Annotated in this window: 19 protein-coding genes and 1 tRNA gene; 15 read left to right on the forward strand and 5 right to left on the reverse strand. The window is 66.1% G+C overall.

Features of this window, described 5'->3' with window-relative positions; genetic code table 11:
• The first annotated feature begins 128 nt into the window (after positions 1–128).
• Entirely contained in the window at positions 129–1,652 is a 1,524-nt protein-coding gene (locus tag E7773_RS03580) for a tryptophan halogenase family protein (RefSeq protein ID WP_293988280.1), read from the forward strand.
• Positions 1,653–1,702: 50 nt separating this feature from the next.
• On the opposite strand, the gene E7773_RS03585 is transcribed toward E7773_RS03580, so the two are convergent.
• The gene (locus E7773_RS03585; RefSeq protein ID WP_293988282.1) at positions 1,703–4,780 is read right to left on the reverse strand and encodes a TonB-dependent receptor; all 3,078 of its coding nucleotides are present in this window, start codon (positions 4,778–4,780) and stop codon (positions 1,703–1,705) included.
• Between the two features lie 179 nt (positions 4,781–4,959).
• Between E7773_RS03585 and bglX the strand changes: the two genes are divergently transcribed.
• The 3 genes from bglX (at position 4,960) to E7773_RS03600 (ending at position 9,534) form a co-directional block, all read left to right on the forward strand.
• Positions 4,960–7,230 (forward strand): beta-glucosidase BglX, encoded by a 2,271-nt coding sequence (bglX, locus tag E7773_RS03590; RefSeq protein WP_293988284.1) that lies wholly within the window; start codon positions 4,960–4,962, stop codon positions 7,228–7,230.
• A gap of 291 nt (positions 7,231–7,521) precedes the next feature.
• On the forward strand, positions 7,522–8,301 hold the full coding sequence (locus E7773_RS03595; protein ID WP_293988286.1) for a right-handed parallel beta-helix repeat-containing protein: 780 nt from the start codon (positions 7,522–7,524) through the stop codon (positions 8,299–8,301).
• 105 nt (positions 8,302–8,406) lie between these two features.
• On the forward strand, positions 8,407–9,534 hold the full coding sequence (locus E7773_RS03600; RefSeq protein ID WP_293988288.1) for a DSD1 family PLP-dependent enzyme: 1,128 nt from the start codon (positions 8,407–8,409) through the stop codon (positions 9,532–9,534).
• On the opposite strand, the gene hemE is transcribed toward E7773_RS03600, so the two are convergent.
• The 3 genes from hemE to hemC are packed head-to-tail and all read right to left on the reverse strand — an operon-like array spanning position 9,531 to position 12,294.
• A complete protein-coding gene (gene hemE / locus E7773_RS03605) occupies positions 9,531–10,547 on the reverse strand; it encodes a uroporphyrinogen decarboxylase (RefSeq protein ID WP_293988291.1) in 1,017 nt (338 codons plus the stop codon). The two genes, E7773_RS03600 and hemE, sit on opposite strands and share 4 nt — an antisense overlap.
• A 7-nt stretch (positions 10,548–10,554) precedes the next feature.
• Positions 10,555–11,397 carry an oxygen-dependent coproporphyrinogen oxidase gene (gene hemF / locus E7773_RS03610; RefSeq protein WP_293988293.1) on the reverse strand — a complete coding sequence of 281 codons (843 nt, stop codon included), beginning with the start codon at positions 11,395–11,397 and terminating at the stop codon, positions 10,555–10,557.
• A gap of 21 nt (positions 11,398–11,418) precedes the next feature.
• Positions 11,419–12,294, reverse strand: a complete 876-nt coding sequence (hemC, locus tag E7773_RS03615) for a hydroxymethylbilane synthase (RefSeq protein ID WP_293988296.1) — start codon at positions 12,292–12,294, stop codon at positions 11,419–11,421.
• Between the two features lie 89 nt (positions 12,295–12,383).
• Between hemC and ccmC the strand changes: the two genes are divergently transcribed.
• The 6 genes from ccmC (at position 12,384) to E7773_RS03645 (ending at position 17,893) form a co-directional block, all read left to right on the forward strand.
• A complete protein-coding gene (ccmC, locus tag E7773_RS03620) occupies positions 12,384–13,109 on the forward strand; it encodes a heme ABC transporter permease CcmC (protein ID WP_293988299.1) in 726 nt (241 codons plus the stop codon).
• Positions 13,110–13,215: 106 nt separating this feature from the next.
• Positions 13,216–13,650 carry a cytochrome c maturation protein CcmE gene (gene ccmE, locus E7773_RS03625; RefSeq protein WP_293988302.1) on the forward strand — a complete coding sequence of 145 codons (435 nt, stop codon included), beginning with the start codon at positions 13,216–13,218 and terminating at the stop codon, positions 13,648–13,650.
• Positions 13,647–15,563 (forward strand): heme lyase CcmF/NrfE family subunit, encoded by a 1,917-nt coding sequence (locus E7773_RS03630; protein WP_293988305.1) that lies wholly within the window; start codon positions 13,647–13,649, stop codon positions 15,561–15,563. The genes ccmE and E7773_RS03630 overlap by 4 nt, the downstream gene beginning before the upstream one ends.
• Complete coding sequence (locus E7773_RS03635) at positions 15,560–16,087, forward strand: DsbE family thiol:disulfide interchange protein (protein ID WP_293988307.1); 528 nt, start codon at positions 15,560–15,562, stop codon at positions 16,085–16,087. Before E7773_RS03630 ends, E7773_RS03635 begins: the two co-directional genes overlap by 4 nt.
• Entirely contained in the window at positions 16,084–16,491 is a 408-nt protein-coding gene (locus tag E7773_RS03640) for a cytochrome c-type biogenesis protein (protein WP_293988310.1), read from the forward strand. The genes E7773_RS03635 and E7773_RS03640 overlap by 4 nt, the downstream gene beginning before the upstream one ends.
• A gap of 193 nt (positions 16,492–16,684) precedes the next feature.
• Entirely contained in the window at positions 16,685–17,893 is a 1,209-nt protein-coding gene (locus E7773_RS03645) for a serine hydrolase (protein ID WP_293988313.1), read from the forward strand.
• 27 nt (positions 17,894–17,920) lie between these two features.
• On the opposite strand, the gene E7773_RS03650 is transcribed toward E7773_RS03645, so the two are convergent.
• Positions 17,921–18,007 (reverse strand) — tRNA-Leu (locus E7773_RS03650).
• Between the two features lie 129 nt (positions 18,008–18,136).
• On the opposite strand from E7773_RS03650, the gene E7773_RS03655 reads away from it, so the two are divergent.
• The 5 genes from E7773_RS03655 (at position 18,137) to gltB (ending at position 26,686) form a co-directional block, all read left to right on the forward strand.
• Positions 18,137–19,072, forward strand: a complete 936-nt coding sequence (locus E7773_RS03655) for a complex I NDUFA9 subunit family protein (protein WP_293988316.1) — start codon at positions 18,137–18,139, stop codon at positions 19,070–19,072.
• Positions 19,073–19,126: 54 nt separating this feature from the next.
• Positions 19,127–19,942 (forward strand): undecaprenyl-diphosphate phosphatase, encoded by an 816-nt coding sequence (locus tag E7773_RS03660; RefSeq protein ID WP_293988319.1) that lies wholly within the window; start codon positions 19,127–19,129, stop codon positions 19,940–19,942.
• Positions 19,943–20,079: 137 nt separating this feature from the next.
• On the forward strand, positions 20,080–21,519 hold the full coding sequence (locus tag E7773_RS03665) for an NAD(P)-dependent oxidoreductase (protein WP_293988322.1): 1,440 nt from the start codon (positions 20,080–20,082) through the stop codon (positions 21,517–21,519).
• Positions 21,516–22,178 (forward strand): DUF2059 domain-containing protein, encoded by a 663-nt coding sequence (locus E7773_RS03670; protein ID WP_293988325.1) that lies wholly within the window; start codon positions 21,516–21,518, stop codon positions 22,176–22,178. Before E7773_RS03665 ends, E7773_RS03670 begins: the two co-directional genes overlap by 4 nt.
• Complete coding sequence (gltB, locus tag E7773_RS03675) at positions 22,175–26,686, forward strand: glutamate synthase large subunit (protein WP_293988328.1); 4,512 nt, start codon at positions 22,175–22,177, stop codon at positions 26,684–26,686. The genes E7773_RS03670 and gltB overlap by 4 nt, the downstream gene beginning before the upstream one ends.
• Positions 26,687–26,715: the final 29 nt, after the last annotated feature.

Consider the following 26,715-nt stretch of genomic DNA (forward strand, 5'->3'; position numbering starts at 1 on the left):
CGGCTCGCAATCGAGCCTAGCGCGTGGAGCCGGCGCTGCAAACACTTCATGTAACCGTTTACGCGGAGAGGGTCGCGTTGCTAGGCAAGCGCCGTGCGCCGCCCTAAGACGGGGCACGGGAGAGCAGGATGACGCAACCGCCGCGGCCGCTGAAGACCATCACGATAGTCGGCGGCGGTACCGCCGGGTGGATGACCGCGGCGCTGCTGTCGCATGTCTTCAAGAGCTATCGCATCCGCCTGATCGAATCGGACGAGATCGGCATCATCGGCGTCGGCGAGGCGACCATCCCGGCGATCCGCGATTATCTGGCGCTGGCCGGGATCGATCAGGTCGAGATGATCCGCGCGACTCAGGCGACATTCAAGCTCGGGATCGATTTCGTCGGCTGGCGCGACGGGACCGACCGCTACTTCCACGGCTTCGGCCGGATCGGCCAGGATTTCATGTGGCTCCACACGCACCAATTGTGGCTGCGCGCGCGCGCCGATGGCGAGGTGGTGGAGCATTTCGATCATTACGCGCTCAATTGCCTCGCCGCGCGCCAGAACAAGTTCGCCTTTCCCGATCCGCGCCAGCCGCAATCACCGCTGTCGGGACTCGATTACGCCTTTCAGTTCGACGCCTCGCTGTTCGCGTGCTTCCTGCGCACCCGCTCCGAAGGCCAGGGGGTCGAGCGGATCGAGGGGCGGATCGTCGATGTCGCGCTCGACGGCGAGCGCGGGCATGTTTCGCACGTTGTGATGGCCGACGGCCGGACGGTCGATGGCGACTTGTTCGTCGATTGCTCGGGAATGCGCGCGCTGCTGATCGGTGACGCGCTCGGCGTGGAATACGAGGATTGGAACCACTGGCTGCTCAACGACCGTGCGCTCGCGGTGCCGTGCGAGCGCGTGTCGCCGCTGACGCCCTACACGCGCGTCACGGCGCACCCGCACGGTTGGCAATGGCGCATCCCGCTTCAGCATCGCACCGGCAACGGGCACGTCTATTCGAGCAACCACCTCTCCGACGACGAAGCGGCGGCGACGCTGCTGGCGAATCTAGATGCGAGACCATTGGCCGATCCGCGCCCGGTGCGCTTCCGCCCGGGCAAGCGCGCCCGGGCATGGGAGAAGAACGTCGTCGCGATCGGACTGTCGGCGGGGTTCCTCGAACCGCTCGAATCGACCAGCATCCATTTGATCCAGACCGGTATCGTCAAGCTGCTCGGCCTGTTCCCGCACAGCGCCTTCGCCGCCCCCGATGTGGCCGAGTACAACCGCCAGCACGATTTCGAATTCACCGACGTGCGCGATTTCATCGTCGCCCACTACAAGGTCACCGAGCGCGAGGACACGCCCTATTGGGCCTATCTCAAGCACATGGCCGTGCCCGACAGCCTGACCGAACGCCTCGAGCTGTTCGCGTCGTCGGGCCGGTTCTACAAGCGCGCCGCCCAGGAATTGTTCCGCGTCGAGAGCTGGACGCAAGTGCTGATCGGGCAAGGCCTCGGTCGCGGCCATGACCCGCTGGTCGACACGATCCCGGGGGGAACGATCGCCGAATTCCTCGGCGATATCGCGGAGGTGACCGCCGATGTCGCGGCGGCGATGCCCGATCACGCCGCGTTCATCGACCGCCACTGCAAGGCGCCGCCGCTGGCCGCATGATATCTGGCGATCGAGAGCGGGCCGGCTCTCGCCGCCCGCCCCCTTGACCCCTAGAACTTGTATCGGGCGCCGATCTTGAAGTTGCGTCCCTGGCTCGCCACCGATCCCGGATCGGGCGCAAGGGTCGGGCCGGGGCCGCCGGCGTTCTGGAAGCCGCCGCCCCATTGCGAATAGTTGCGGTTGACGAAATCGAACGCGTTGAGCGCCTGGAAATAGACCGTGAATTCCTGGCTCTTGGCGAACGGCATCTTGAACGTCTTCGAGATGTTGAAGTCGACGTTCTTGTAACCGATGCCCTTGGGCCGGTAGATGCCGAAGTTGGTCAGATAACATCCGCCGCCGCCCGGCGCGGTGGCCGGCACGTTGCACAAGACGCCGCCATAAGAGGGGCCCGCCGACAGCGTCACGAGCGTAGTCAGCTTGATGTTCCAGGGCAGGCGGACGGTGCCCGACCCGACGAAGCGCCACCGCTCGAGACCGATGACCGGACCATAGCCTTGCGCGCCGATCGTCGGTGCGTCGAAGTTGAACGGGTCGCCGATCGACGCGGTGTTGCGGCTGTCGTTCGTCCGCGCGGTGGAAATGGTCAGCGTCGTGCTGAAGCCCCAGCCGGATTGCTCGGTATAGGGCTTGTCGGCCTGAAGGTACAAAGCGGCGTAGTTCGCCTTGCCGTCGCTGTTGCCGATGAAGATGCTGCCATAGCCGGGCAGCGGCGCGTTGAAGATCGCCGACCCGCCGAAGAAGATCCCGTCCGAATAGACGTTGCCGTTGTACGTGTAGATCGGGTTGCCGCCCGGATTGTACGTCCCGTCGGGCAGCCGGTTGCCGACCACTTCCTGGAAGATGTTGTGCGACTTGATGTACGAGAAATTGATCGAGGTGTTGATCCGCCCCACCCGCTTCTTGATCCCGAAATTGATTTCATCCGAATAGGGGATCTTGGTGTGGTTGTTGAGCAGGTGGACTTCGCCGCCTTGCATGGCCGCCAGCGCGCGCAACTGATCGGTGGTCGTCGGGATCGTCGCGACGCACCCCGGGTTGCCCAGCACGCAATTGGGCGGCGTGTTGATCGTAACCACCGACTCGTAGCGGTCCTTGATCGTCTCGATCGCGGCATCGATGAACAGCGAGCGATCGTAGTAGCGCCCGGCACCAAAGCTGAACACGAGATCGCGGTCGCCCTTCACGTCGTACGACACGCCGAGACGCGGCTGGAATGCGCCCTTGAACGCGGGACGGTTGTTGCCCGTCGAGATATAGTCGTCGGGGTTAATCCCCGCCGCCTTCCAGCCGGGATAAGCGCGAATCGCCGCGGCGATACCCGCGGGCGTCACGAAGTCGTTGTTGACCGCGTTGGATTCATAGTCCCAGCGTATGCCGGCGCTGATCTGCCAATGGTCATCCGGCCGCCAGTCGTCCTGTACGAACAGGCCGACTTCGGTGTTCTTCGCCGTCACCGGCTGGACGTTCGCGGTATTGATCGACGCTGCGTAAGGCGTCGACGAGCCAATGCCGGTGAAGGTGTTGGCGTCGAAGAAATACGTACCGTTGCCGTTGTTGTTCTCGAGCCGCTGCAGCTTGGTGAAGTTGACCTTGAACCCGGCCTTGAGCGTGTGCTGCCCGCCGTAGAACGTCAGATTGTCCTTGAACAGCGTCTGGTACTGATGATCGTCCTGCGCGAAATTGACCCCGCCCAGGACCAACACCCGGCCATTGCCGGTGTTCGGCGTGTTCGGTGTGGGGCACGTTGCCGCGGTGAACGGCGGGACCGTACAGCCGCCATAGGTCACGACGTAGGACGAACCAGGGACGTTGGGGACCGCGCCGTTGGCGGCGGCGTCGCGGGCGAAGATGAACTCGTTCAGCCAGTTGTCGCCGCGATGGTTCCAGGTGAGCTGATAGCGCCACTCGTTGTTGCGGTTGTTCGTCGACGCATCCGTGGTCGTCACACCACCGTTGATCTGGAGGTTGGCCTCCTTGCGGATGAAAGCGCTGACGTTGATCGTGTCCTTCGACGTCGCGAAGAAAGTCAGCTTGCCGAAGTACAGCTTCTCGTCGAACGTCGCCGGGAAGCTGCCGTTATATTGCGTCCGCGCGCTCGCCGCATAGGTCGCCGCGGCGGGCGGCAGCGCGGCCAGATTGCCCGGATATACGAGGATGTCGTTCGATCCGAAGGTCTTCTTCGTTCCTTCGAAATCGACGAAGAACGTCAATTTGTCCTTGATGATCGGGCCGCTCAGGTTGCCGCCATAAAATTTGTTGTCGAAATTCGGCTTGGCCCGGTACGGCGCGGTCGCATTGTTGGACTTGCCCGGCCGATCGAAGTAATTTTCGCTGATGAACGCCTTGGGCTGCCATTCGCCAAAGATCTCGCCGTGGAACTTGTCGCCACCGGTTTTGGTGATCGACGAGATGACGGCCGAGCCTGCTTGCTCGTATTCGGCTTTGAAGTTCTGCGTCTGAACGTCGAACTGGTCGATCGCCGATGCCGGGAACGGGTTCCCCGAAGAGTAATTCTGCCCGAGCGTGCCGCCGTGGTTCACCAGATTCTTGATGCTGAGGCCGTCGATGAAGGTGTTGGTGTTGTCCGAATTGATCGCGCCGGCCTGCACCTGGCGCGCGCGGCCGTTGAGCGTCGGCGGGGAGACGGTGACGCCGGGGGCCAGCGCAGCGAAGTTGAGGAAGTTGCGGTCCCCGTTGGGCAGGTTTTCGAGCTGGAACCGTGAAACGTTGGTGGTGACGGCCGCGGTCTTTACGTCGCGGGCACGCGACGACGTGATGACGATGTCCTTGCCGGCCGACGCCGCTTCGGCGACCAGATCGGCGGTGACTGCCTGGTTCAACGGCACCACCACCTGGACCGACTTGTCGCCGGACGTGACGCGATAGGTGCTGGGCGGCAACCCGACGATGACGTAGTTGCCGTTCGCGTCGACCGTCGCGGTATCCTGATGGTTAGTGTTCACATCGGTGACGGTGACGGTCGCCCCGGCGGCGGCGCCGTCGACATGGCCCTGAATCGTCGATGTGGTCTGCGCCGAAGCCGGCATGACAAGGATCAGGTTTGCCCCGCCAAGAATGGTCGTCGCAAGCGCCGCACGCAGGCTGGCCTTCATCAGCTTGTTCATGTCGTCTCCCCTAAACGGGGCGACTTGGCGCCCCGGGATATTCCTTGATCGACCTCTCGCGGGCCGTGTAACCGTTTCACAGCTTGCTTGGTAACCGGTTTCATGCGCATTCGCCAAGCACAAAATTCTTCCGTTCCGGCATCACGACGATCCGGGACGCAGACGGGCTGAGGAGTGTTATGGCCGGAAGCGTTTCTCGCCGCGATCTTTTGAAGGGTGCCTCCGCGGTCGCGTTCGTCTCGGCTGCACTTCCCGCGCTGGCCAAGGCGGCGCCGGCGACCGACCCGCTGATCGAGCGGCTGATTGCCCGCATGAGCGTCCAGCAAAAGGCCGGGCAGCTGTCGATCTATTCGGACCCCGCGCGCACCGACGGGCCGGGAGTCAATCCGGGCCTCGTCGCGCAGAGCATGGACGAGTTGAAGGCGCGAATCGCGCGCGGCGAGATGGTCGGGCTGTTCAACGGCATCGGCACGCTGGCGGGGCGCGAGCTGCAGAAGGTCGCGGTCGAGCAGAGCCCGCACAAGATCCCGCTGATCTTCGCGGGCGACGTGATCCACGGGATGAAGACGACCTTTCCCGTTCCCCTGGGCGAGACGGCGAGCTTCGACCCCGGCCTCGCCGAGCGCACCGCGCGCGCGGCGGCGGTCGAGGCGTCGGCCAGGGGCATCCAGTGGACCTTCGCGCCGATGGTCGACGTCGCGCGCGACCAGCGCTGGGGCCGCGTGGTCGAAGGGTCGGGCGAGGACACGTGGCTCGGTGTGCAATTCGCCCGCGCCCGCGTGCGCGGGTTCCAGGGTCCCGACATCCGCCGCGACGATTCGATGATCGCCTGTCCCAAGCATTTCGCCGCGTACGGCGCGGTGCAGGGCGGGATGGACTACAATACCGCCGACATTCCAGACACGACGTTGCGCGAAGTGCATCTGCCGCCTTTCAAGGCGGCGTTCGACGCCGGGGCGATCACCACCATGTCGAGCTTCAACGACATCGCCGGGGTGCCGTCGACCGGCAACCACTACCTGCTCACCGACATCCTGCGCGGCGAGTGGGGGTTCAAGGGGCTGGTGGTCAGCGACTACACGTCGGAGGAGGAATTGATCCTCCACGGTTACGCCGCCGACGGCCCCGACGCGGTGGTCAAGGCGCTTACCGCGGGGTGCGACATATCGATGCAGTCGGGGTTGTACTGGAAGCATCTGCCGGATCTGGTGGCATCGGGCCGCGTACCGCTGGCGGCGGTCGACGCCGCGGTACGCCGCGTGCTGTCGGTCAAGAAGGCGATCGGGCTGTTCGACAATCCCTACCGCTCGCTTGACCCGGCGCGCGAGCAACGCGACGTGCGGCGCCCCGACGCGATCGCGCTGGCGCGCGAGGCGGGGCGCAAGTCGGTGGTGCTGCTCAAGAACGAGGGCGGCCTGTTGCCGCTCGCCAAGCGCGGTAGCATCGCGTTGATCGGCCCGGCGGTGAGCCAGAAGGGCGACTATCCCGGTCCCTGGGCGAGCTTCCCCGATATCGACAGCTGCGTGACGGTCGAGGAGGGGTTCCGCGCCGCGCTTGGCGACAAGGCGAAATTGAGCGTCACGCGCGGGTCCGACTACGAAGCGCCGATCGACGGCGAGATCGAACATGCGGTGCGGCTGGCGAAGGACGCCGACGTCGTCGTGCTGCTGCTCGGCGAGAGCGCGAGCATGTCGGGCGAGGCGCAGGCGCGAGTCGATATCGGCATCCCCGCGCCGCAGCTGGCGCTGGCCGAAGCCGTCGCGGCGACGGGCAAGCCGATCGTCGTATTGCTGCGTCACGGCCGCGCGCTCGCGCTGACCGGCGCGGTGCGGAACGCGCCGGCGATCATGGCGACGTGGTTCCTCGGCTCCGAAACCGGCAACAGCATCGCCGACCTGGTGTTCGGCGATTACGTGCCGCAGGGCCGCTTGCCGGTCAGCTTCCCGCAAGCCTCCGGGCAGGAGCCGTTCTACTACGACCACCGCCGCACCGGCCGGCCGCAGCTGACCGAGGACCCCAATTACAAGGCGCGCTACCGCGAAGTGACCGACGAGCCGCTTTACCCGTTCGGGCATGGGCTGACCTATTCGAGCGTGAGCTATTCACCGACGCGCGTTAGCGCCGCGGCGATGCCGTGGGACGGGTCGGTCACCGTCACCGCGACAGTCACCAACACCGGCAAGCGCCGGGCCCACGAAGTCGCGCAACTCTACGTCAACGACAAGGTGGCAAGCCTGACCCAACCGGTGCGCGCGCTAAAGGGCATCCGCCACCTCGACCTCGATCCCGGCCAATCGGTAACGGTTTCGTTCACCCTGACCCGCGACGATCTCGGCTTCGTCCATCCCGATAAGAGACGCTACGCCGAGCCTGGTGCGTTCGACGTCTGGGTCGCGCCCTCGGCGGTCGGCGGCACCGCGGCAGGGTTCGTACTGCGCCCGGGGCGGTGATCGGCAAACCGTTGATGGGCCTGATGTTTTCCCGATATCCAACGAGCATCGAAGCCAATTCGCAGTGCCGCTCGCGTCGCCGGCCGGTCATGAAGGGCGATTTATGGTGAACGGGTCTTTGACCACGACCAAATGAGTGATAGCCTCCGCGGCAAACGCGTCCTGCAGAGGCGCGAGTCTGTCAGGGCCGGGGGGCTTTCGCGACGCGACATCTTCCCGCTCGAAATGTTCAATCCGTCCGCTGGCCCGGGTGAGGGGTCGCCCAGCGGAAACGTTCAGTGGAGAGCGGTAATGAAGAAGTTATTCGTGACAGTGCTGGCGGCGATGGTCGCCCTGTTCGTGGCCAGTCCTGCGATGGCGCAGGCCACGCGCACCTGGGTGTCGGGGGTCGGCGACGACGCCAATCCGTGTAGCCGCACGGCGCCGTGCAAGACTTTCGCCGGCGCGGAAAGCAAGACTGCGACGGGCGGCGAGATCGATTGCCTCGATCCGGGCGGATTCGGCGCGGTGACGATCGTCAAGTCGCTCACGATCGATTGCACCGGGACGTTCGGCAGCATCCTCGCGTCAGCGGTCGTCGGCGTTAACGTCAACGACAGCTCATCGCCTAACCCGGGCACGGCTAAGGTAGTACTCCGCGGCCTCAGCATCAACGGCGCAGGCTCGGTGTCAGGAATTATAGGCGTGCGAGTCAGTTCGGCGCGCGATGTGCTGATTACCGATTCGTTTATCGGCAACTTTTCTACTGCAGGTGTAAGCGTCAACGCTACCTCGCAAGCGCGCGTGACGATCGATCACGCCACGCTCTACGCCAATGCGATCGGCATCCAAGTCTCGCCGGCGTCGACCTTCAGCAACAGCGTCAAGGTCAGCAATTCGACGATTGCGGTCAGCTCGACCTCCGGCATCAGCTTGGTCGGATCGGCGGCCAAGGGCTATATCGAGAATACGGTGATCACCGGCACGCCCAAGGCGCTCGACTTGCAGAGCGGCGCGGTGATGAATTCGTACGGCAACAACGTGCTGGACGCCACCGCGACCGACGCGCCGACCCCGACGCCGCTGCAGTAAGCGGCGGCCGGCCTCGGCCGGACGGTGTTACAGAAGCCGCCTCCGCCTGACCGGCGGGGGCGGTTTTGTTTTGTGTTGGCGGCGCGCTCGGGCAAGGTTGCGCGCGTGACCCCAAGCCAGCACCTTCACGCGCATTTGATCGGCCAGCCGGGATCGCGCGCGCGGCTCAACACGCCGGCGCTGATCATCGATCTCGACGCGCTGGAGGCGAACATCGCGGCGATGGCGGCGTTCGGACGTGCGGCGGGCGTCGCGCTGCGCCCGCACGCCAAGACGCACAAGAGCGGCGATATCGGGCGGATGCAGGTGGCGGCGGGCGCGGTGGGATTGTGCTGTGCGAAGCTTGGCGAAGCCGAAACGATGGCCGCGGAGGGGATCGAATCGATCCTGTTGACCTCGCCCGTCGTCACGGCGCCGGCGATCGAGCGATTGGTCGCGCTGGCAGGGCGGATGCGCGATCTGGCCGTCGTCGCCGACCACCGGGACGCCGTCGCCGCACTCGCAGGCGCGAACGACGGCAAGCCGATCTGCGTGCTGGTCGACATCGATCCGGGCACCCACCGCACCGGCGTCGCATCGGCGGCGGATGCAGTCGCACTCGCCCGTCAGATCGCCGATGCGCCGCAACTCACCTACAGCGGCGTCCAATTCTATTGCGGGTCGCAACAGCATATCCCGTCTTTCGCCGACCGCCGTGCCGCGATTGCCGATCGCACCGCCTATCTCCAGACCGTGATCGCCGTGCTGACCGAGGCTGGCCTCGCGCCGCCCGTCGTCACCGGGGGCGGGACCGGCACGCATCGGATCGACGCGGAACTGGGTGTGCTGACCGAGCTTCAGGTCGGATCGTACGTATTCATGGACCGCGAATATGACGAGTGCGATCTCGGCACGAGCTTCGCGACCGCGCTGATGGTCGACACGCGCGTGATCAGCGCCAATGCGGGCGGCATGGCGACGCTCGATGCGGGGCTGAAGGCGTTCGCGACCGAAGCGGGAATGCCGGTCATCATGGCGGGCGCGCCGGCGGGCAGCAGCTATCGCTTCATGGGCGACGAGCACGGCGCGGTGGTGGTGCCCGACGGCGAGGCGGCGCCCGCTCTGGGTGCGCGGCTGACGGCGATGACGCCGCATTGCGACCCGACGGTCAATCTCTACGACGCCTATCACGTCGTGCGCGGTGATACCTTAGTCGCGATCTGGCCGGTGACCGCGCGAGGGCGCTCCGCCTAGCCGCGAACGCGCGCGAGCAACTGCTCGACATGCGCGATGGGGGTGTCCTGCAGGATGCCGTGGCCGAGGTTGAAGACGTGCGGCCGGTGGGGAAATGCTGCGAGCACGCGATCGATCGCGGCGTCGAGCGTCGGCCCGCCCGTGACCAGCGCTAGCGGGTCGAGGTTGCCCTGGACGGGCACGCCCGCGGACAGGATCGCGTTCGCCCAGACCGGATCGACCGTCTCGTCGAGCCCGATCGCGTCGGCGCCGGTCTCGTTGGCGTAAGCCGCGAGCTTGCCGCCCGCGCCCTTGGGGAAGCCGATCACCGGGGTGTCGGGATGGCGTTCCTTGAGCGTGGCGATGATCCGCGCGTTGGGGGCGATCACCCATTGCTCGAACTGCGCAGGGCTGAGGCTCCCGGCCCAGCTATCGAACAATTGCACCGCCTGTACGCCGCAGTCGATCTGCTTGGCGAGATACTCGACCGTTAGGTCGACAATCGCTTCGACGATGTGCCGGAATGCCGCGGGGTCGCGATAGGCGAAGCGCCGCGTCTCGCCCTGGTCGCGGCTGCCATGCCCGGCCACCATGTACGTCGCGACGGTCCAGGGCGATCCGGCGAACCCGAGGAAGGTCGTCTCGGGCGACAGCTCGGCCGCGACGCGGCGGACCGTCTCGTAGACCGGATCGAGCCGCTCGGGCACGCGCATCAGCCTGTCGAGCGCGTGATCGACCAGGGCGGGGCTCAGCACCGGCCCCTCGCCCGCCCCGAAGCTCAGGTCCTGCCCCAGCGCCCACGGCACCATCAAAATGTCCGAAAACAGGATTGCGCCGTCGAACCCGAAGCGGCGGATCGGCTGGAGCGTGACCTCGGCGGCGCTCTCGGGGTCGGTCGCGAGGTCGAGGAAGCCGCCCTTCTCCGCGCGCAACGCGCGATATTCGGGCAGATATCGCCCGGCCTGACGCATCAGCCAGACCGGCGGCACGGCGAGCCGCTCGCCCTTCAGGACGCGGAGCAGTTTCGGAGTCATGCCCCCCTCACGCCCATGTCGCCACCGGCGGCAAGCTCATCAGGATCGCGTCGATGTTGCCGCCGGTCTTGAGGCCGAACAGCGTCCCGCGATCGTACACCAGGTTGAACTCGGCATAGCGCCCGCGCCACGCATTGCGCTGCGCGACATCGGCGTCGGTGAACGGATCGGCCATGCGGCGGCGCACGATGCGCGGATAGACGTCGAGGAACGCGCGCCCGACATCCTGCGTGAACGCGAAGTTCGCCGCGAAATCGCCCTCGAGATGATCGTAGAAGATGCCGCCGACGCCGCGATGGACCTGGCGGTGGGGGATGTAGAAATAATCGTCGGCCCATTGCTTGAAGCGCGGGTAGTGCGCCGGGTCGTGCCGGTCGCACGCGACCTTTAACGTGGCGTGGAAGTCCTGGGTGTCGTCATCGTTCGGGAGCGGTGGGTTGAGGTCCGCGCCGCCGCCGAACCAGCGCTTGGTCGTGACGAGGAAGCGGCAGTTCATGTGCACCGCGGGGACGTGCGGGTTCGCCATGTGCGCGACCAGGCTGATCCCGGTGGCGAAGAAGTGCGGGTTCTCCGCCGCGCCATGGATCGACTTGGCAAACTCGCCCTCGAAGCTGCCGCCAACGGTCGAGACGTTCACCCCGACCTTCTCGAACACCGTGCCCTTCATCACGCCGCGCACGCCGCCGCCGCCGGGCTCGCCCGACGGGTCGGTGCGATCCCACGCGATATAGTCGAACCCCGCGTCCGACCCGGCCTCGCGCTCGATTTCGACGAACTCGGCGCAAATCTGGTCGCGCAGCGCCTCGAACCAATTGCGGGCGGTTTGCTGTTCGTCGTCGAGCGGCTTCATCCGGCGTCCCTTGGCGAACAATTACGCCGCGAACAACCGGCGGATGCTGTCCGGCGCGCGGGCGAGCAAATCGCGCGCGAGTGCCGCCGGGTCGGTGCCCTTGCCCGCGACATGGGCGCTGCCGTCCTCGGCGAAGAGTTCGGCGCGGATCGATCCGTCCTCGTTCGCCAACGCGGCGACCGGAGAATGGCAATCGGCCTGAAGCGCAGCGAGCAGCGCGCGCTCGGCGAGCACACAGGAGACGGTCGGCGCATGGCCGATCACGGCGACCATATCGCGGGTCGCGTTGTCGCCGCGGCGCACCTCGATTCCGACCGCGCCTTGCGCGGGCGCGGGAAGCATCGTGTCGAGCGGGATCGCGACGCCGACATCGGGCCGCCCGAGCCGGTCGAGCCCCGCCGCCGCGAGCAACGTCGCATCGGCCTCGCCCGCCGCGAGCTTGGCGAGCCGCGTGTCGACGTTGCCGCGAAACCCGACGATTTTCAGGTCCGGCCGCAGTCGCAGCAACTGCGCCGCGCGCCGGGGCGAACTGGTCCCGACCGTCGCGCCTTCGGCCAAGTCCGCGACCGACGCCGCGCCGATGATCCGGTCGCGCACGTCGGCGCGTTCCAGCATCGCGGCGATGGCGATCGCGTCGGGCCGGATCGTCTCGACATCCTTCATCGAGTGCACCGCGCAATCGATCTCCCGGTCGAGCAAAGCGCGGTCGAGCTCCTTGGTCCACAGCGCCTTGCCGCCGATCTCCGCGAGCGGGCGGTCCTGCACCTTGTCGCCGGTGGTCTTGATGACGACGATCTCGACCGTGGCGTGGTGCGCCTCGACCAGCGCATCGCGCACAAAGGCTGCCTGGACGAGCGCGAGCGGCGAGCCGCGGGTGCCAAGGCGGATGGTCGTCATGCACGCGCTCATGACGAAGCCGCGGCGGTTCGACAAGTTCGGCGCACACGGGCCGTGGATTATGCGCGCGATCTTGCTATTGCCGACCCGTGGCTAGCCTGCACGCCTTCGCCAATCCCACGCGCTTCCTGAAGATCGCGCGCCCACTGACGCGGATCCTGTTCTGGACGGGTGTCGCGCTGATCGCGTTCGGGGTGTGGGCCGGGCTGACGCAGACCCCGCCCGATTATCTGCAGGGCGAGACGGTGCGGATCATGTACATCCACGTCCCGACCGCGTGGCTCGGTATGGGCGGCTGGAGCGGGATCGCTTTGTCGTCGATCGTGTATCTGGTGTGGCGGCATCCGCTGGCGAACGTCGCGGCGCGCGCGATCGCCTTGCCCGGTGCACTGTTCGCGTTCCTTTGCCTTGCGACGGGGTCGATCTGGGGGCGGCCGACCTGGGGAACGTGGTGGCAATGGGACGGGCGGCTGACCAGCATGCTGCTGCTGTTCTTCGTCTATCTCGGCTACATGGCGCTCGCGCGCGCCGATCAGGATCGCGGCGGCGACGGGCGGATCCCGGCGATCTACGGCGTTGCGGGGTCGGTGCTGCTGCCGATCATCCGCTATTCGGTGGTGTGGTGGAACACGCTGCACCAGGGCGAGAGCATCGGGCTGACCAGCTCGAGTATCGACCAATCGATCCTCTGGCCGCTCTGGTTCACGCTCGGCGGGTTCACCTTATTCTTTGCGAGCATCGTCCTGATGCGGATGCGCACGATGCTCGCCGCGACGAGGATGGAGGGGCGGATGCGCCGGATGGCCGCGGTATGAGCGGCTGGTCGTTCGTCACCGCGGCCTATGCCGTGACGCTGGTCGCGAGCGCAGGGCTGGCGCTGTCGAGCTGGCTCGCGATGCGCGCGGCGGAGAGAAAACTCCCGTGAGGCCCAAGAACCAGCGGCTCGTCCTTGCCGCGCTCGCGGTTCTCGCGGTGATCGCCGCCGGGCTGCTCGCGCTGTCGGGATTGAAGGATCAGGCGGCGTTCTTCTACGCGCCATCGGACGTCAAGAAGGACGGCTTGCCGCTGGGCAAGGCGGTACGGCTCGGCGGGATGGTCGCGGCCGGATCGGTCAAGCGCGCGCCCGACGGCGTCACGATGCATTTCGTCGTGACCGACGGCCAGGCGACCACACCGGTCACGTTCAGCGGGATCGCGCCCGACCTGTTCCGTGAAAAATCGGGGGTCGTCGCGGAAGGGCAATTCCAGCCCGACGGCAGCTTCGTCGCGACCAACCTGCTCGCCAAGCACGACGAAAAATACATGCCACCCGAAATTGCCGGCAAGATGCACGAGACCAAGAGCCTGAAGCAATGACCGCCGAAGCCGGCCTCGCCGCTTTGTGGTTCGCCGCCGCGCTCGCCGCGTTGCAGCTGGCGCTGGCGGCGATCGGGATCGCGCAGAAACGCGACGACGTGATGGCGGCGGCGCGCCCGGTTGCGTTCGTGCAAGGGCTGCTCGCGCTGGTCGCGATGGGGTGCCTGATCGCGGTGTTCCTCGCCAGCGACATGTCGGTGAAGCTGGTCGTCGACAACAGCCATTCGGCGACGCCCTGGCTGTACAAGTTCGCCGGCGCGTGGGGCAATCACGAAGGGTCGATGCTGCTGTGGGTGACGATCCTGGGGCTGGCGGGCGGCGCGGTGGCGTTGCTCGAGCGCCGCCTGCCCACCGCAACGCTGACCGCGACACTGGGCGCGCAGGCCGCGATCGCGCTAGGGTTCTACGCCTTCCTGCTGTTCGCCTCCAACCCGTTCGCCCGACAGATCCCCGCGGCGCCCGAAGGCAACAGCCTCAACCCGCTGCTCCAGGACCCCGGCTTGGCGTTCCATCCGCCGACGCTCTACATCGGTTATGTCGGGCTGTCGGTCGCGTTCAGCTTCGCGGTCGGCGCGCTCGTCATGCGCGATGTCGGTCCGGCATTCGCGCGCGCGATGCGGCCGTGGATTTTGGGCGCGTGGATTTTCCTGACGCTCGGCATCACCGCGGGGAGCTACTGGGCCTATTACGAGCTCGGCTGGGGCGGCTGGTGGTTCTGGGACCCGGTCGAGAACGCCAGCCTGATGCCGTGGCTGGCGGCGACAGCCTTGCTCCATTCGGTGACGGTGCTCGCGACCCGCGACGGGTTGCGCGCGTGGACGGTGATGCTGTCGGTCGTTGCCTTCTCGATGAGCATGATCGGGACGTTCCTGGTGCGGTCGGGTATCCTCACCAGCGTCCATGCCTTCGCGGTCGATCCGACTCGCGGGGCGTTCATCCTCGCGTTGCTCGCGCTCTATATCGGCGGGGCGCTGGCGCTGTTCGCGCTTCGCGTGGGCACGGTGCGCGCCGGCAATACGTTCGAGGCGGTGAGCCGCGAGGGCGCGCTGGTCGCCAACAATCTGTTGCTGACCGTCATCCTCGCGCTCGTGCTGATCGGGACGCTCTACCCGATCGTCGCGGCGGGGTTCGGCGTGCAGCTGTCGGTCGGACCGCCCTTTTTCGACAAGACGATCGGTCCGATCGTGCTGGCACTGGTCGTCTTCATGGCCGCGGGGCCGGTGCTGCGCTGGCGGCGCGATGAGGGCAAGGTCGCGCTTAGGCGGCTCGCCGTCCCGGCGGCAATCGCCGCGATCGTGTTGGCGCTGTTCGCAGCGTTCGGCGGGGGGATCGGTTTTCTACCGTTATGCGGGCTTGCGTTCGCGGCAGGGCTGGCGGCGGCAAGCGTCGCGCCGTTGTGGAAGCGCAACCTGCGCCGCACGCCGCTGTTCGTGTACGGCATGGTGGTCGCGCATTTGGGTATCGCGGTTAGCCTGGCGGGCATGGCAAGCGACAGCGCGTTCACCAAGGAGACGCTCGTCGCTGCCGAGATCGGCAAGCCCTACAATGTCGGCCCATACACCGTAACGCTCGACAGCATCGAGCCGCGTGTCGGGTCGAACTGGTCGGCGCTCGAGGCGAGATTGAGCGCGCGGCGCGGCGGCGGCGATCCGCTGATCCTCCACCCGCAATCGCGCTTCTTCGCCGAGCCGGTAACGGTGACGAGCGAGTCGGCGATCGCGACTCGGCTCGATGGCCAGCTTTACACCGTGCTCGGCCAGCAGGACGAGCGGGGCCGCTGGCAATTACGCTTGTGGTGGAAACCGTTCGTGACGCTGATCTGGCTCGGCGGCGCACTGGTCGCGCTGGGGGGCGCGCTGTCGCTGCTCGGGCGCTGGTGGCGCGAGCGGCCCAAGCGGGAGGAGGCGGAATGAAGCGCGCGTTGCTCTGGGCGCCGCTGCTCACCTTCGTGCTGGTGATCGGTATCGCCGCGGTGGCGTTGCTTAAGCCAGCCGACCGAACGGTCAAATCGGCGCTGGTCGGCAAGCCGCTCCCCGCTTTCGCGCTCCCGCCGATCGTTGCGACCAAGCCGGGGCTCGCCACGACGTCGTTCCGCGACGGTCAGCCACGGCTGGTCAACGTCTTCGCCAGCTGGTGCATCCCGTGCATGGCCGAGGCGCCGCAATTGCTCGAGCTCAAGCAGGCTGGCGTCCGCATCGAAGGCATTGCGATCCGCGACACCGGCCCCGCGATCGCCGATTTCCTCGCGCGCAACGGCGACCCGTACGAGGCGATCGGCAGCGACCCCGAATCGCGCGTCCAGCTGTCGCTCGGTTCATCCGGCGTCCCCGAAAGCTTCGTCATCGACGGGCAGGGCAAGATCGTGCTCCAGCATATCGGCGACATCCGCGGCGACGACGTGCCCGCGATCCTCGACGCGATCCGGAGCGCGCAATGAAGCGGCTGGCGCTGCTCGCCGCGCTGATCGTCGCCGTACCGGCGCTCGCCGACAGCAATTTGCCACCCGCGCGTTACGCCAACACCCAGCTCGCCGATCCCGCCAAGGAAGCGCAGGCCAAGGCGTTGATGGAGGAATTGCGCTGCCTGGTCTGCCAAGGCCAGTCGATCGCCGACAGCAATGCGGAAATGGCTGGCGACATGCGCTCGCTGGTCCGCACCCGGATCGCCGCGGGCGAAAGCCCGGCGAGCGTCCGCGCCTGGCTGATCAAGAGCTACGGCGACTACGTGACCTACGACCCGCCGCTCAGCGCGGTAACCGCGCCGCTGTGGATCGCGCCGATCGTGTTGCTGCTGATCGGCGGCTTGATCGCGCGGCGGAGTTTGAAACGGCGTCGCCGCTGATCGGCCGGCCGCTCGGCATCGAGAGGATTTGCAGGATGAAATTCAGGCTGCTCATGGCGTTGGCGGCACTTGCGCCGGCGGCGGTTGCGGCACCCGCCGCGCCCGGCCCGCGGTCCGATGCAGCGACCGCCGCACGGATGCAGGCGGTGGCCGCTTCCTTTGAGCGGGATCATCTGTTCTGGGGGGGATTCTGGTGGCGCGCGCCGGCAAGCCGATTCTGCAACGGAGCTACGGGCTAGCGGACGCCGAATCGAAAACCGCCGATACCATCGACACCAAATTCCCGATCGGCTCAATCACGAAGCAGTTTACGGCGGCAGCAATACTCCTTCTGCAGGAGCGGGGCCGCCTTTCGCTGAATGATCCGATCAGAAAATATCTCACGAACGCACCGGCTAGCTGGTCACGCGTGACCATCCGGCACCTCCTGACCCACACGTCCGGCTTGCCCAATATTACGGCTTTTCCGGATTACGCGGACATTCGCACGAGGGCGGCAAGTCCGGACGAACTCATTGCGCGCATCAGCGCCAAGCCGCTCGAATACGAACCCGGCACGAAATACACCTATGGCAATTCCGATTATATCGTGTTGGGTCGCCTGATCGAAATGGTGTCCGGCCAATCCTACGGAGCGTTTCTCAAGGGGCAGATCTTCGATCCGTTGCACATGAATGCGACCGGGGTCGATGACGAACGAATTGTCGTGCCGCGCCGTGCCACTGGTTATGCCGTTGACCTCGACGGCATTCGGCATGCCGATGCCATCAGCATGACCGTGCTGTTTTCGGCTGGGAATCTCCATTCGACGGTCGGCGACCTGTTCAAATGGGAAACGGCGCTATTTGCTGGCAACGTCATCAGCCCCGCGTCGCTCAAGATGATGACCACGCCCTATCGCAACGGCTATGGTCTGGGGCTGTTCGTCGGCGAACAGGACGGGCATCGTTTCGTCAGCCATACCGGTGACATCGACGGTTTCGGCGGCATGCTCGCTTACTACCCCGACGACAAGTTGACGGTAATCGTCCTGTCGAACCTTTTTGGGGGTGCCTACGGGCTGGTCGCGAAAGACATTGCGCGAACCGCGTTCGGCGTACCGTTCGTCCTCCCTGGCGAGCGAAAGAGCGTCGTCGTCCCGCCGTCTGTCCTGGCGGATTATGCCGGCGTCTATCAGCTCACGCCCAGCGTTCGTAACCTGATATCGCTCAAGAACGGGCGGCTGACGTCGAAGATCGGCAACCAAGCCGAGCTGGAGATGGTACCGGAATCCCAAACGCGGTTTTTCTTTCGTGCCGGCGAAGCGGAGATCGAATTCGTCCGCGACGCGGCGACGGGCAAAGTCTGTGGGTTGATCGTCCACCAGGACGGCGCTGCGTTCAACGGCGTGAAAACAGGCTGAGCCTCTAGCCTTTCGCGAACGGGAAAATGGTGCCCGGAAGAGGACTCGAACCTCCACGCCCTTACGAGCGCCAGCACCTGAAGCTGGTGCGTCTACCAATTCCGCCATCCGGGCACGGGGTAGGCGCGCGGCTCTATGGGTGACCTACCATGTTGTCAACCGCGCGATCGCGGCCAAGGGACGGGTTGTCGGCACGCGTGCGACGCGGCATGGAAGCGGGTAGATTTTGGCAGCGAGGCGCGCGTGAAGGACAAACTCGTAACGTTGATCGGCGGGGGTGGATTCCTGGGGCGGTATATCGCGCAGGAGTTGCTCGCGGGCGGCGCGCGCGTGCGGATCGTCGAGCGCAACCCGCGCAAGGCGTGGTTCCTCAAGCCGCTCGGTGGGCTAGGTCAGACGCAGTTCGCCGCCGCCGACGTGACTCGGCCCGATACGATCGCGCGCGTCGTCGCTGGGTCGGACGCGGTGGTCTATCTGGTCGGCACCTGGGGCCCGAACTTCAAGGGCGTTCAGCAGGACGGGCTGCGCGCCGCGGCGGAAGCGGCCAGGGCCGCCGGCGCCGAAGCGTTCGTCGATATCTCGACGATCGGGGCCGACCCGAACTCGGACTCGAAATATTACGCGACCAAGGGCGCGGGCGAAGCGGCGGCGCGCGGGGCGTTTCCCGGCACCACGATCCTGCGCCCGTCGGTGGTGTTCGGGCCCGAGGACAAGTTCATCAATCGCTTCGCCGCGATGGTCGCCACGCTGCCAGCGGTGCCGGTGCTCAAGCCCGGCGCGCGGTTCCAGCCGGTGCATGTCGTCGACGTTGCGAAGGCGGTGGCGCGCGTACTGGCCGATCCGATGGCTCACGCCGGCAAGACGTATGAGCTGGCCGGCCCCGAGGTGATCGCGATGCGCGACCTGGTTCGCTGGCTCGCGGAGGCGATCGGGCGGTCGCCGTCGATCGTCGAGCTGCCCGATATCGCCGGCAACGTGCTGTCGATGCTGGGCTTCCTGCCGCTCGCGCCGATCAAGCGCGACCAATGGAAGATGATGCAGACCGACAATGTCGCAACCGGCACGCTGCCCGGCCTGTCCGCGCTGGGCATCATGCCGACGCCGATGGAGGCAGTCGCGGCGAGTTGGTTGGTGCGGTACCGCAAGGCTGGCCGGTTCGGGACGCGCGCCGCCGCCTGATCCACGTCACATTTTCCGGCGCGCGGGGTGCGTGGCCTAAGGGGGGGAACCTTCGTGTCCGATATCATCGCCGCCATCATCCTCGGCATCGTCGAGGGCGTGACCGAATTCCTGCCGGTGTCGTCGACCGGCCACCTGATCCTCGCGAGCGACTTGCTGGGATACGACGCGGCGCGCTGGGCGGTGTTCAACATCGCGATCCAGCCGGGCGCGATCCTGGCGATCGTCGTGCTGTACTGGCGAACGTTCGTTGCAGTCCTGAAAGGGCTGATCGTGCGCCGCGCCGAATCGATCGCGTTCGTGCGCAACGTCTTGATCGCTTTCCTGCCCGCGGTGGTTATCGGCTTCATCCTGAAGGACCGGATCGACGCACTGCTCGAAAGCGCGCGGATCGTCGCCTGGTCGCTGATCGTCGGCGGCATCGCGATCCTGGTGATCGAACGGCTTGCTCGGCCGCGCGAGACTGGCGGGGTCGCGGCGGTCGGTACGGGGCAGGCGGCCACCGTGGGACTGGTGCAGTGCCTCGCGATGGTCCCCGGCGTCAGCCGGTCGGGAGCGACGATCATGGGGGCGATGGCGCTTGGGATCGATCGGCGGACGGCGGCCGAGTTCAGTTTCTTCCTCGCCCTCCCTACGCTCGTCGGCGCAACGGCGTTGCAGCTGTTCAAGCATCGCCACGAACTCCACGCGCACGACTTCGGGTTGATCGCGATAGGAGCGGCCGTAGCGTTCGTGGTCGCCTTGGCCGTGATCAAGGCGTTCATGGCGATCGTGACGCGGCGCGGGTTCGCACCCTTTGCCTGGTATCGAATCGTTGCAGGTGCCGCCGCTCTCGCTTGGTTGGCATATAAGACCGGTTCGGTCATATAATCATTAGAATTTAAAGCTGGCGTCGATCGCCACACCCTAAGCTAGCTAAAATATAGTCAGTATTGCTGTCCTATAGAGCCGATTTCGCGTGACGCTACCTGTGGAACGCGATACCGCTGCTCCCGAAAGGAGTGGCGATGGCTGGCGACATGCTCAAATTCGTCGACATGGCGCAGGCCTATCCGGCCAAGCGTAGCGCCGATGCGCGCGCCGCCGACTTTCGGGAAATCGCCGACCGCTACGCCGTTCCGACCGCCGAGGAGCAGTCGGCGCGCTGCTCGCAATGCGGGGTACCGTATTGCGCGGTGCATTGCCCCTTGCACAATCATATCCCCGACTGGCTGCGGCTGACCGCCGAAGGGCGGCTGCGCGAGGCGTACGAGCTCAGCAACGCGACCTCGACCATGCCCGAAATTTGCGGCCGTATCTGTCCGCAGGATCGGCTGTGCGAGGGCAATTGCGTGATCGAATTCTCCGGTCACGGCGCGGTCACCATCGGATCGGTCGAGAAGTTCATCACCGATACGGCGTGGGAAGAAGGCTGGGTCGAGCCGCTGGTGGCGGGGCGGCCGCGCGGGCAATCGATCGGGATCGTCGGCGCCGGGCCGGCGGGGCTGACCGCGGCGGAACTGCTCCGCGTCGCCGGGTACGACGTCCATATCTACGACCGGCATGATCGCGCGGGCGGGCTGCTGACCTACGGCATCCCCGGCTTCAAGCTCGAAAAGCCGATCGTGATGCGCCGCGTCGATCGGCTCAAGGCAGGGGGAATCGTCTTCCACGAAAACTTCGAGGCCGGGCGCGATGCGACGCTGGATGAACTCCGCGACCGCCACGACGCGCTGTTGATCGCGACCGGCGTCTACCGCGCGCGCGGCCTGGAAACGCCCGGCGCGGATACCGGCGGGGTGGTCGAGGCGCTTGATTATCTGACCGCCTCCAACCGCAAGGGGTTTGGCGACGCCGTGCCCGCTTTCGACCAGGGCGGGCTGAACGCGGCGGGCAAGCGGGTGATCGTCGTGGGCGGCGGCGACACCGCGATGGATTGCGTGCGCACCGCGGTGCGGCAGGGCGCGACCTCGGTCGCGTGCCTCTATCGCCGCGACCGCGACAACATGCCGGGGTCGCAGCGCGAAGTCGGTCACGCCGAGGAGGAAGGCGTCGAGTTCGTCTGGCTCTCCGCTCCACAGGCATTCGGCGGCGCGGCGTCGGTCGAGAATGTCCTGATCGGCCGCATGCGCCTGGGCGCGCCCGACGCCAGCGGCCGCCGCGCGCCCGAACCCGACGGCGCGGCGGGCGAAGTGCGGGGCGCCGACATGGTGATCAAGGCGCTCGGGTTCGACGCCGAGGATTTGCCCACCTTGTTCGGCGCGCCCGATCTCGGCGTGACGCGCTGGGGAACGCTGCTGGTCGACAATGCGACGCTGATGACGAGCATCGACGGCGTGTTCGCCGCCGGCGACATCGTGCGTGGCGCGAGCCTGGTGGTGTGGGCGGTGCGCGATGGTCGGGATGTAGCCGCGAATATCGATAAGTATCTCCGCTCAAAGGCGAATTCGGAGAGGAAGGCAGCATGAAGACGATTTTGACGGCGGTGGCGATGGCGGTCGCGGCACCCGCTTGGGCGCAGACAGCACCCACAATGCCGCAAGTCGCCGCAAATCCCGGACCGGTCGACCCGGCACGGCTGGCGGCCGCCAAGCCGGTCATCGATCAAGTCTGGCCGCTCGGGACGTACGAACGGATCATGCATGTCGTGATGGATCAGATGGTCAACGCGTCGATGGCCAGCATGTACGACATGAAGGTCGATGATTTTGCCAAAGGTATGGGCGCCGACGACAAGGCGCTCGGTGGCAAGACCTTTCGGGACGTGATGGGCAAGGAGGACCCCTATTTCGAGGAGCGCATGCGCCGCTCGATGAAAGTCATGACCGACGAGATGATCGCGCTGATGAATGAGGTCGAACCCGATGTCCGTGTGGCGTTCGCCAATGCTTATGCGCGCCGGTTCACGGTGGCGCAGCTGAACGATCTGCACGCTTTTTTCGATACGCCTACGGGGCGCATTTATGCGGCCGAGTCGATGACGCTGATGATGGGGCCGGACATGATGAAGGCGATGCAGGCCTTCACTCCCAAGTTCATGGAGCGCATGCCGGCAATCATGGCAAAGGTCGAGGCTGCGACCAAGGACTTGCCCGCGCCGCCCAAGCGCAAACCCGGCAAGCCATGACCGACCAGCGCGCCCGTCTCGCCGCGGAGGGGATGTATCGCCCCGAGTTCGAATCCGACGCGTGCGGGGTCGGGCTCGTCGCGGCGACCGACGGGCGGCCGTCGCGGCGCGTGGTGCAGTCGGCGATCGATGCGCTGAAGGCGGTGTGGCATCGCGGCGCGGTCGATGCCGACGGCAAGACCGGGGACGGGGCGGGGCTGCACATCGACTTGCCGCTCGCCTTTTTCGACGAGGCGATTCAGGCGTCGGGGCACAAGGTCGCCGACAACCGGCTGGGCGTCGGCATGATCTTCCTGCCGCGCACCGATCTGGGCGCGCAGGAAGCGTGCCGGACGATCGTCGAGAGCGTGATCATTGAGGCGGGCTATACGATCTATGGCTGGCGCCAGGTGCCGGTCGACGTGTCGGTGATCGGCCGCAAGGCGCAGGAGACTCGCCCCGAGATCGAGCAGATCATGGTCGCCGGACCGCTCCCCGACCGGCAATCCGCCGAGGAGTTTGAGAAAGACCTCTATCTCGTCCGGCGCCGGATCGAGAAGCGGGTGATCGCGGCGCAGATTTCGGGCTTCTACATCTGCTCGCTGTCGTGCCGCTCGATCATCTACAAGGGTTTGTTCCTCGCCGAATCCTTGTCGGTCTTCTACCCCGATCTCAAGGACCCGCGGTTCGAGAGCCGCGTCGCGATCTTCCACCAGCGTTATTCGACCAACACCTTCCCGCAATGGTGGCTCGCGCAGCCGTTCCGTTGCCTCGCGCATAACGGCGAGATCAACACGATCCGCGGCAACAAGAACTGGATGCTCAGCCACGAGATCAAGATGGCGGCGACTTCGTTCGGCGAAGCGTCGGAGGACATCAAGCCGGTGATTCCCGCGGGCGCGTCGGACACCGCCGCGCTCGACGCGGTGTTCGAGGCGATCTGCCGATCGGGCCGCGACGCGCCGACCGCGAAGCTGATGCTCGTGCCCGAGGCGTGGGACGCGAAGGGCGAGATGCCCAAGGCGCATCTCGACATGTTCAAATATCTCGGCAGCGTGATGGAGCCGTGGGACGGCCCCGCCGCGCTCGCGATGACCGACGGGCGCTGGGCGGTGGCGGGGATGGATCGCAACGCGCTGCGCCCGCTGCGCTACACGCAGACTAGCGATGGGTTGCTGATCGTTGGATCGGAAAGCGGCATGGTCGTCGTGCCCGAAACGATGATCGTCGAAAAGGGCCGGCTCGGTCCCGGCCAGATGATCGCGGTCGACCTCGAGGAGGGCAAGCTGTTCCACGACCGCGAGGTCAAGGACCGGATCGCCGGCGAGCACGATTACGCCGCGATGATCGGCAAGTTCATCGCCATCGACGATTTGACGACACCCAAAGGCGATCACGTCACGCGGTTCGAGCGCGCTGACTTGATGCGGCGCCAGGTCGCGGCAGGGCAGACGATCGAGGATCTCGAGCTGATCCTGTCGCCGATGGTCGAGACCGCGAAGGAAGCGATCGGCTCGATGGGCGACGACACGCCGCTCGCGGTGATTTCGGACAAGCCGCGGCTGATCAGCCAGTTCTTCCGGCAGAACTTTTCGCAGGTGACGAACCCGCCGATCGACAGCTTGCGCGAACGCCATGTGATGTCGCTCAAGACGCGCTTTTCGAACCTCGCCAACATCCTCGACACGGGCCAGGCGCAGGACGGTGTGCTGGTGCTCGAAAGCCCGGTGCTCGACGGCAAGGACTGGGCGCGGCTCAAGGCGCATTTCGGGAGCGCGGCGGCGAACATCGATTGTACCTTCGCCTCGGGCGGCGACCCCGAGACGCTACGCGCCGCGATTCAGCGGATCCGCAACCAGGCCGAGCAGGCGGTGCGCGAGGGCAAGTCCGAGCTGTTCCTGTCGGACCGCGCAATCGACGGCGACACGGTCGGCATCGCCGGCGTGCTGGCGGCGGCGGCGGTGCACACGCACCTCGTGCGGCGGGGCCTGCGGTCCTATTGCTCGATCAACATCGAGACCGCCGAATGCCTCGACACGCATTATTATGCTGTGCTGATCGGAGTCGGCGCGACGACGGTCTATGCGTATTTGGCCGAAGCGGCGATCGCGGACCGGCACGGGCGCGGGCTGTTTGGCGATCTGACCCTCGACAAGGCGCTCGCCAATCATCGCAAGGCAGTCGACGAAGGCCTGCTCAAGATCATGTCGAAGATGGGGATCGCGGTGATCTCCTCGTACCGCGGCGGGTATAATTTCGAGGCGGTCGGGCTGTCGCGCAGCCTCGTCAACGACTTGTTCCCGGGCATGCCCGCGAAGATTTCGGGCGAGGGTTACGCCTCGCTCCACCTCAACGCGCAGCAGCGCCACGACCAAGCGTTTGACCCTGCCGTCGCGACGCTGCCGATCGGCGGTTTCTATCGTCAGCGGCAAGGCGGCGAGACGCACGCTTATTCGGCGCAGCTGATGCACTTGCTGCAAACCGCGGTCGCGACCGATTCCTATTCGACCTATCAGAAGTTCTCGCGCGGGGTGGCCGAGCTGCCGCCGGTGTATCTGCGCGACCTGCTCCAGTTCAACTTCCCTGACGAAGGGATCGCGGTCGATCAGGTCGAGCCGATCACCGAGATCCGCAAGCGCTTCGTCACGCCGGGCATGAGCCTTGGCGCGCTGTCGCCCGAGGCGCACGAGACGCTGGCGATCGCGATGAACCGGATCGGCGCCAAGGCGGTGTCGGGCGAGGGTGGCGAAGACAAGGTCCGCTATGCCCCGTACGAGAATGGCGACAATGCCAATTCGGGGGTCAAGCAGATTGCCAGCGGGCGTTTTGGCGTCACTGCCGAATATCTCAACGCCTGCGACGAGATCGAGATCAAGGTGGCCCAAGGCGCCAAGCCCGGCGAGGGCGGGCAATTGCCCGGCTTCAAGGTGACCGAGTTCATCGCCAAGCTGCGCCACGCGACGCCGGGGGTGACGCTGATCTCGCCGCCGCCGCACCACGACATCTATTCGATCGAGGACCTTGCGCAGCTCATCTACGATCTCAAGCAGATCAACCCGCGCGCGCGGGTGTGCGTGAAGCTGGTCAGCTCGGCGGGGATCGGCACGGTCGCGGCGGGAGTCGCGAAGGCGCATGCGGACGTCATCCTCGTCTCGGGGCATGTCGGCGGGACCGGCGCGAGCCCGCAAACCAGCATCAAATATGCCGGGACGCCGTGGGAAATGGGGCTGTCGGAGGTCAACCAGACGCTTACGCTCAACGGCTTGCGCGGGCGGGTGAAGCTGCGCACCGATGGCGGGCTCAAGACCGGGCGCGACATCGTGATCGCCGCGATCCTGGGCGCGGAGGAATTCGGGATCGGCACGCTCAGTCTCGTCGCGATGGGCTGCATCATGGTGCGGCAATGCCATTCGAACACGTGTCCCGTCGGCGTCTGCACGCAGGATCCGAAGCTGCGCGACAAGTTCACCGGATCGCCCGAAAAGGTCATCAACCTGATGACCTTCATCGCAGAGGAAGTGCGCGACATCCTCGCCCGGCTGGGGTTCCGAAGCCTCGACGAGGTGATCGGGCGCACCGAATTGCTCCGCCAGGTCAGCCGCGGGGCCGAGCATCTCGACGATCTCGACCTCAACCCGATCCTTGCCAAGGTCGATGCCGACGACGTCCAACGCCGTTTCAGCCTCGACACGTGGCGCAACGAAGTGCCCGACAGCCTCGACGCGCAGATGATCAAGGACGCCGCGCACGTCTTTTCGCGCGGCGAGAAGATGCAGTTGACGTACTCGGTGCGGAACACCCACCGCGCGGTCGGCACGCGGCTATCGTCGGAGATTACCCGCATCTTCGGTATGGACAAGCTCGCCGACGGCCACGTCCATGTTCGACTGCGGGGGAGCGCGGGGCAGAGCCTCGGCGCGTTCCTGGTCAAGGGCATCACATTGGAAGTGTTCGGCGACGCCAACGATTATGTCGGCAAGGGCTTGTCGGGCGGAACGATCGTGGTGCGCCCGGTAGTGTCGTCGCCGCTCGCGTCGAACGAGAACACGATCATCGGCAACACCGTGCTCTACGGGGCGACCAGCGGGCGGCTGTTCGCGGCGGGCCAGGCGGGCGAGCGCTTCGCGGTGCGCAACTCGGGTGCGACGGTGGTGGTCGAAGGCTGCGGCGCGAACGGCTGCGAATATATGACCAACGGCATGGCCGTCGTGCTCGGCCCGGTCGGTGCGAATTTCGGCGCGGGGATGACCGGCGGGATGGCGTTCGTCTACGATGCGAGCGAAAGTTTCGAGCGCCGCGCCAATGGCGAATCGATCGTGTGGCAAAGGCTGAGCTCGGCGCACTGGGAGGCGGTGCTCAAGAACCTCGTCCGTGCGCACGCCGCGGCGACCGACAGCGCCTGGTCGCAATCGATCCTCGACGATTGGGGGCGCTCGCTGGGCGCGTTCTGGCAGGTCGTCCCCAAGGAAATGCTCGACCGGCTGAGCCATCCGCTCGACGACAGCGTGGAACTGGTCGCGGCCGAGTAGAGCCCTTCAAATCGAGCGGTTTGCGTGCT

This window comes from Sphingomonas sp., from assembly GCF_004799495.1.
GTDB lineage: Bacteria > Pseudomonadota > Alphaproteobacteria > Sphingomonadales > Sphingomonadaceae > Sphingomonas.

What these genes read in the sequence shown, in the direction of transcription:
- E7773_RS03580 (WP_293988280.1), top strand. Translation starts at nt 129, where the DNA reads ATGACGCAACCGCCGCGGCCGCTGAAGACCATCACGATAGTCGGCGGC.
- E7773_RS03585 (WP_293988282.1), bottom strand. Translation starts at nt 4,780, where the DNA reads ATGAACAAGCTGATGAAGGCCAGCCTGCGTGCGGCGCTTGCGACGACC.
- bglX (WP_293988284.1), top strand. Translation starts at nt 4,960, where the DNA reads ATGGCCGGAAGCGTTTCTCGCCGCGATCTTTTGAAGGGTGCCTCCGCG.
- E7773_RS03595 (WP_293988286.1), top strand. Translation starts at nt 7,522, where the DNA reads ATGAAGAAGTTATTCGTGACAGTGCTGGCGGCGATGGTCGCCCTGTTC.
- hemE (WP_293988291.1), bottom strand. Translation starts at nt 10,547, where the DNA reads ATGACTCCGAAACTGCTCCGCGTCCTGAAGGGCGAGCGGCTCGCCGTG.
- hemF (WP_293988293.1), bottom strand. Translation starts at nt 11,397, where the DNA reads ATGAAGCCGCTCGACGACGAACAGCAAACCGCCCGCAATTGGTTCGAG.
- hemC (WP_293988296.1), bottom strand. Translation starts at nt 12,294, where the DNA reads ATGACGACCATCCGCCTTGGCACCCGCGGCTCGCCGCTCGCGCTCGTC.
- E7773_RS03630 (WP_293988305.1), top strand. Translation starts at nt 13,647, where the DNA reads ATGACCGCCGAAGCCGGCCTCGCCGCTTTGTGGTTCGCCGCCGCGCTC.
- E7773_RS03635 (WP_293988307.1), top strand. Translation starts at nt 15,560, where the DNA reads ATGAAGCGCGCGTTGCTCTGGGCGCCGCTGCTCACCTTCGTGCTGGTG.
- E7773_RS03640 (WP_293988310.1), top strand. Translation starts at nt 16,084, where the DNA reads ATGAAGCGGCTGGCGCTGCTCGCCGCGCTGATCGTCGCCGTACCGGCG.
- E7773_RS03665 (WP_293988322.1), top strand. Translation starts at nt 20,080, where the DNA reads ATGGCTGGCGACATGCTCAAATTCGTCGACATGGCGCAGGCCTATCCG.
- E7773_RS03670 (WP_293988325.1), top strand. Translation starts at nt 21,516, where the DNA reads ATGAAGACGATTTTGACGGCGGTGGCGATGGCGGTCGCGGCACCCGCT.
- gltB (WP_293988328.1), top strand. Translation starts at nt 22,175, where the DNA reads ATGACCGACCAGCGCGCCCGTCTCGCCGCGGAGGGGATGTATCGCCCC.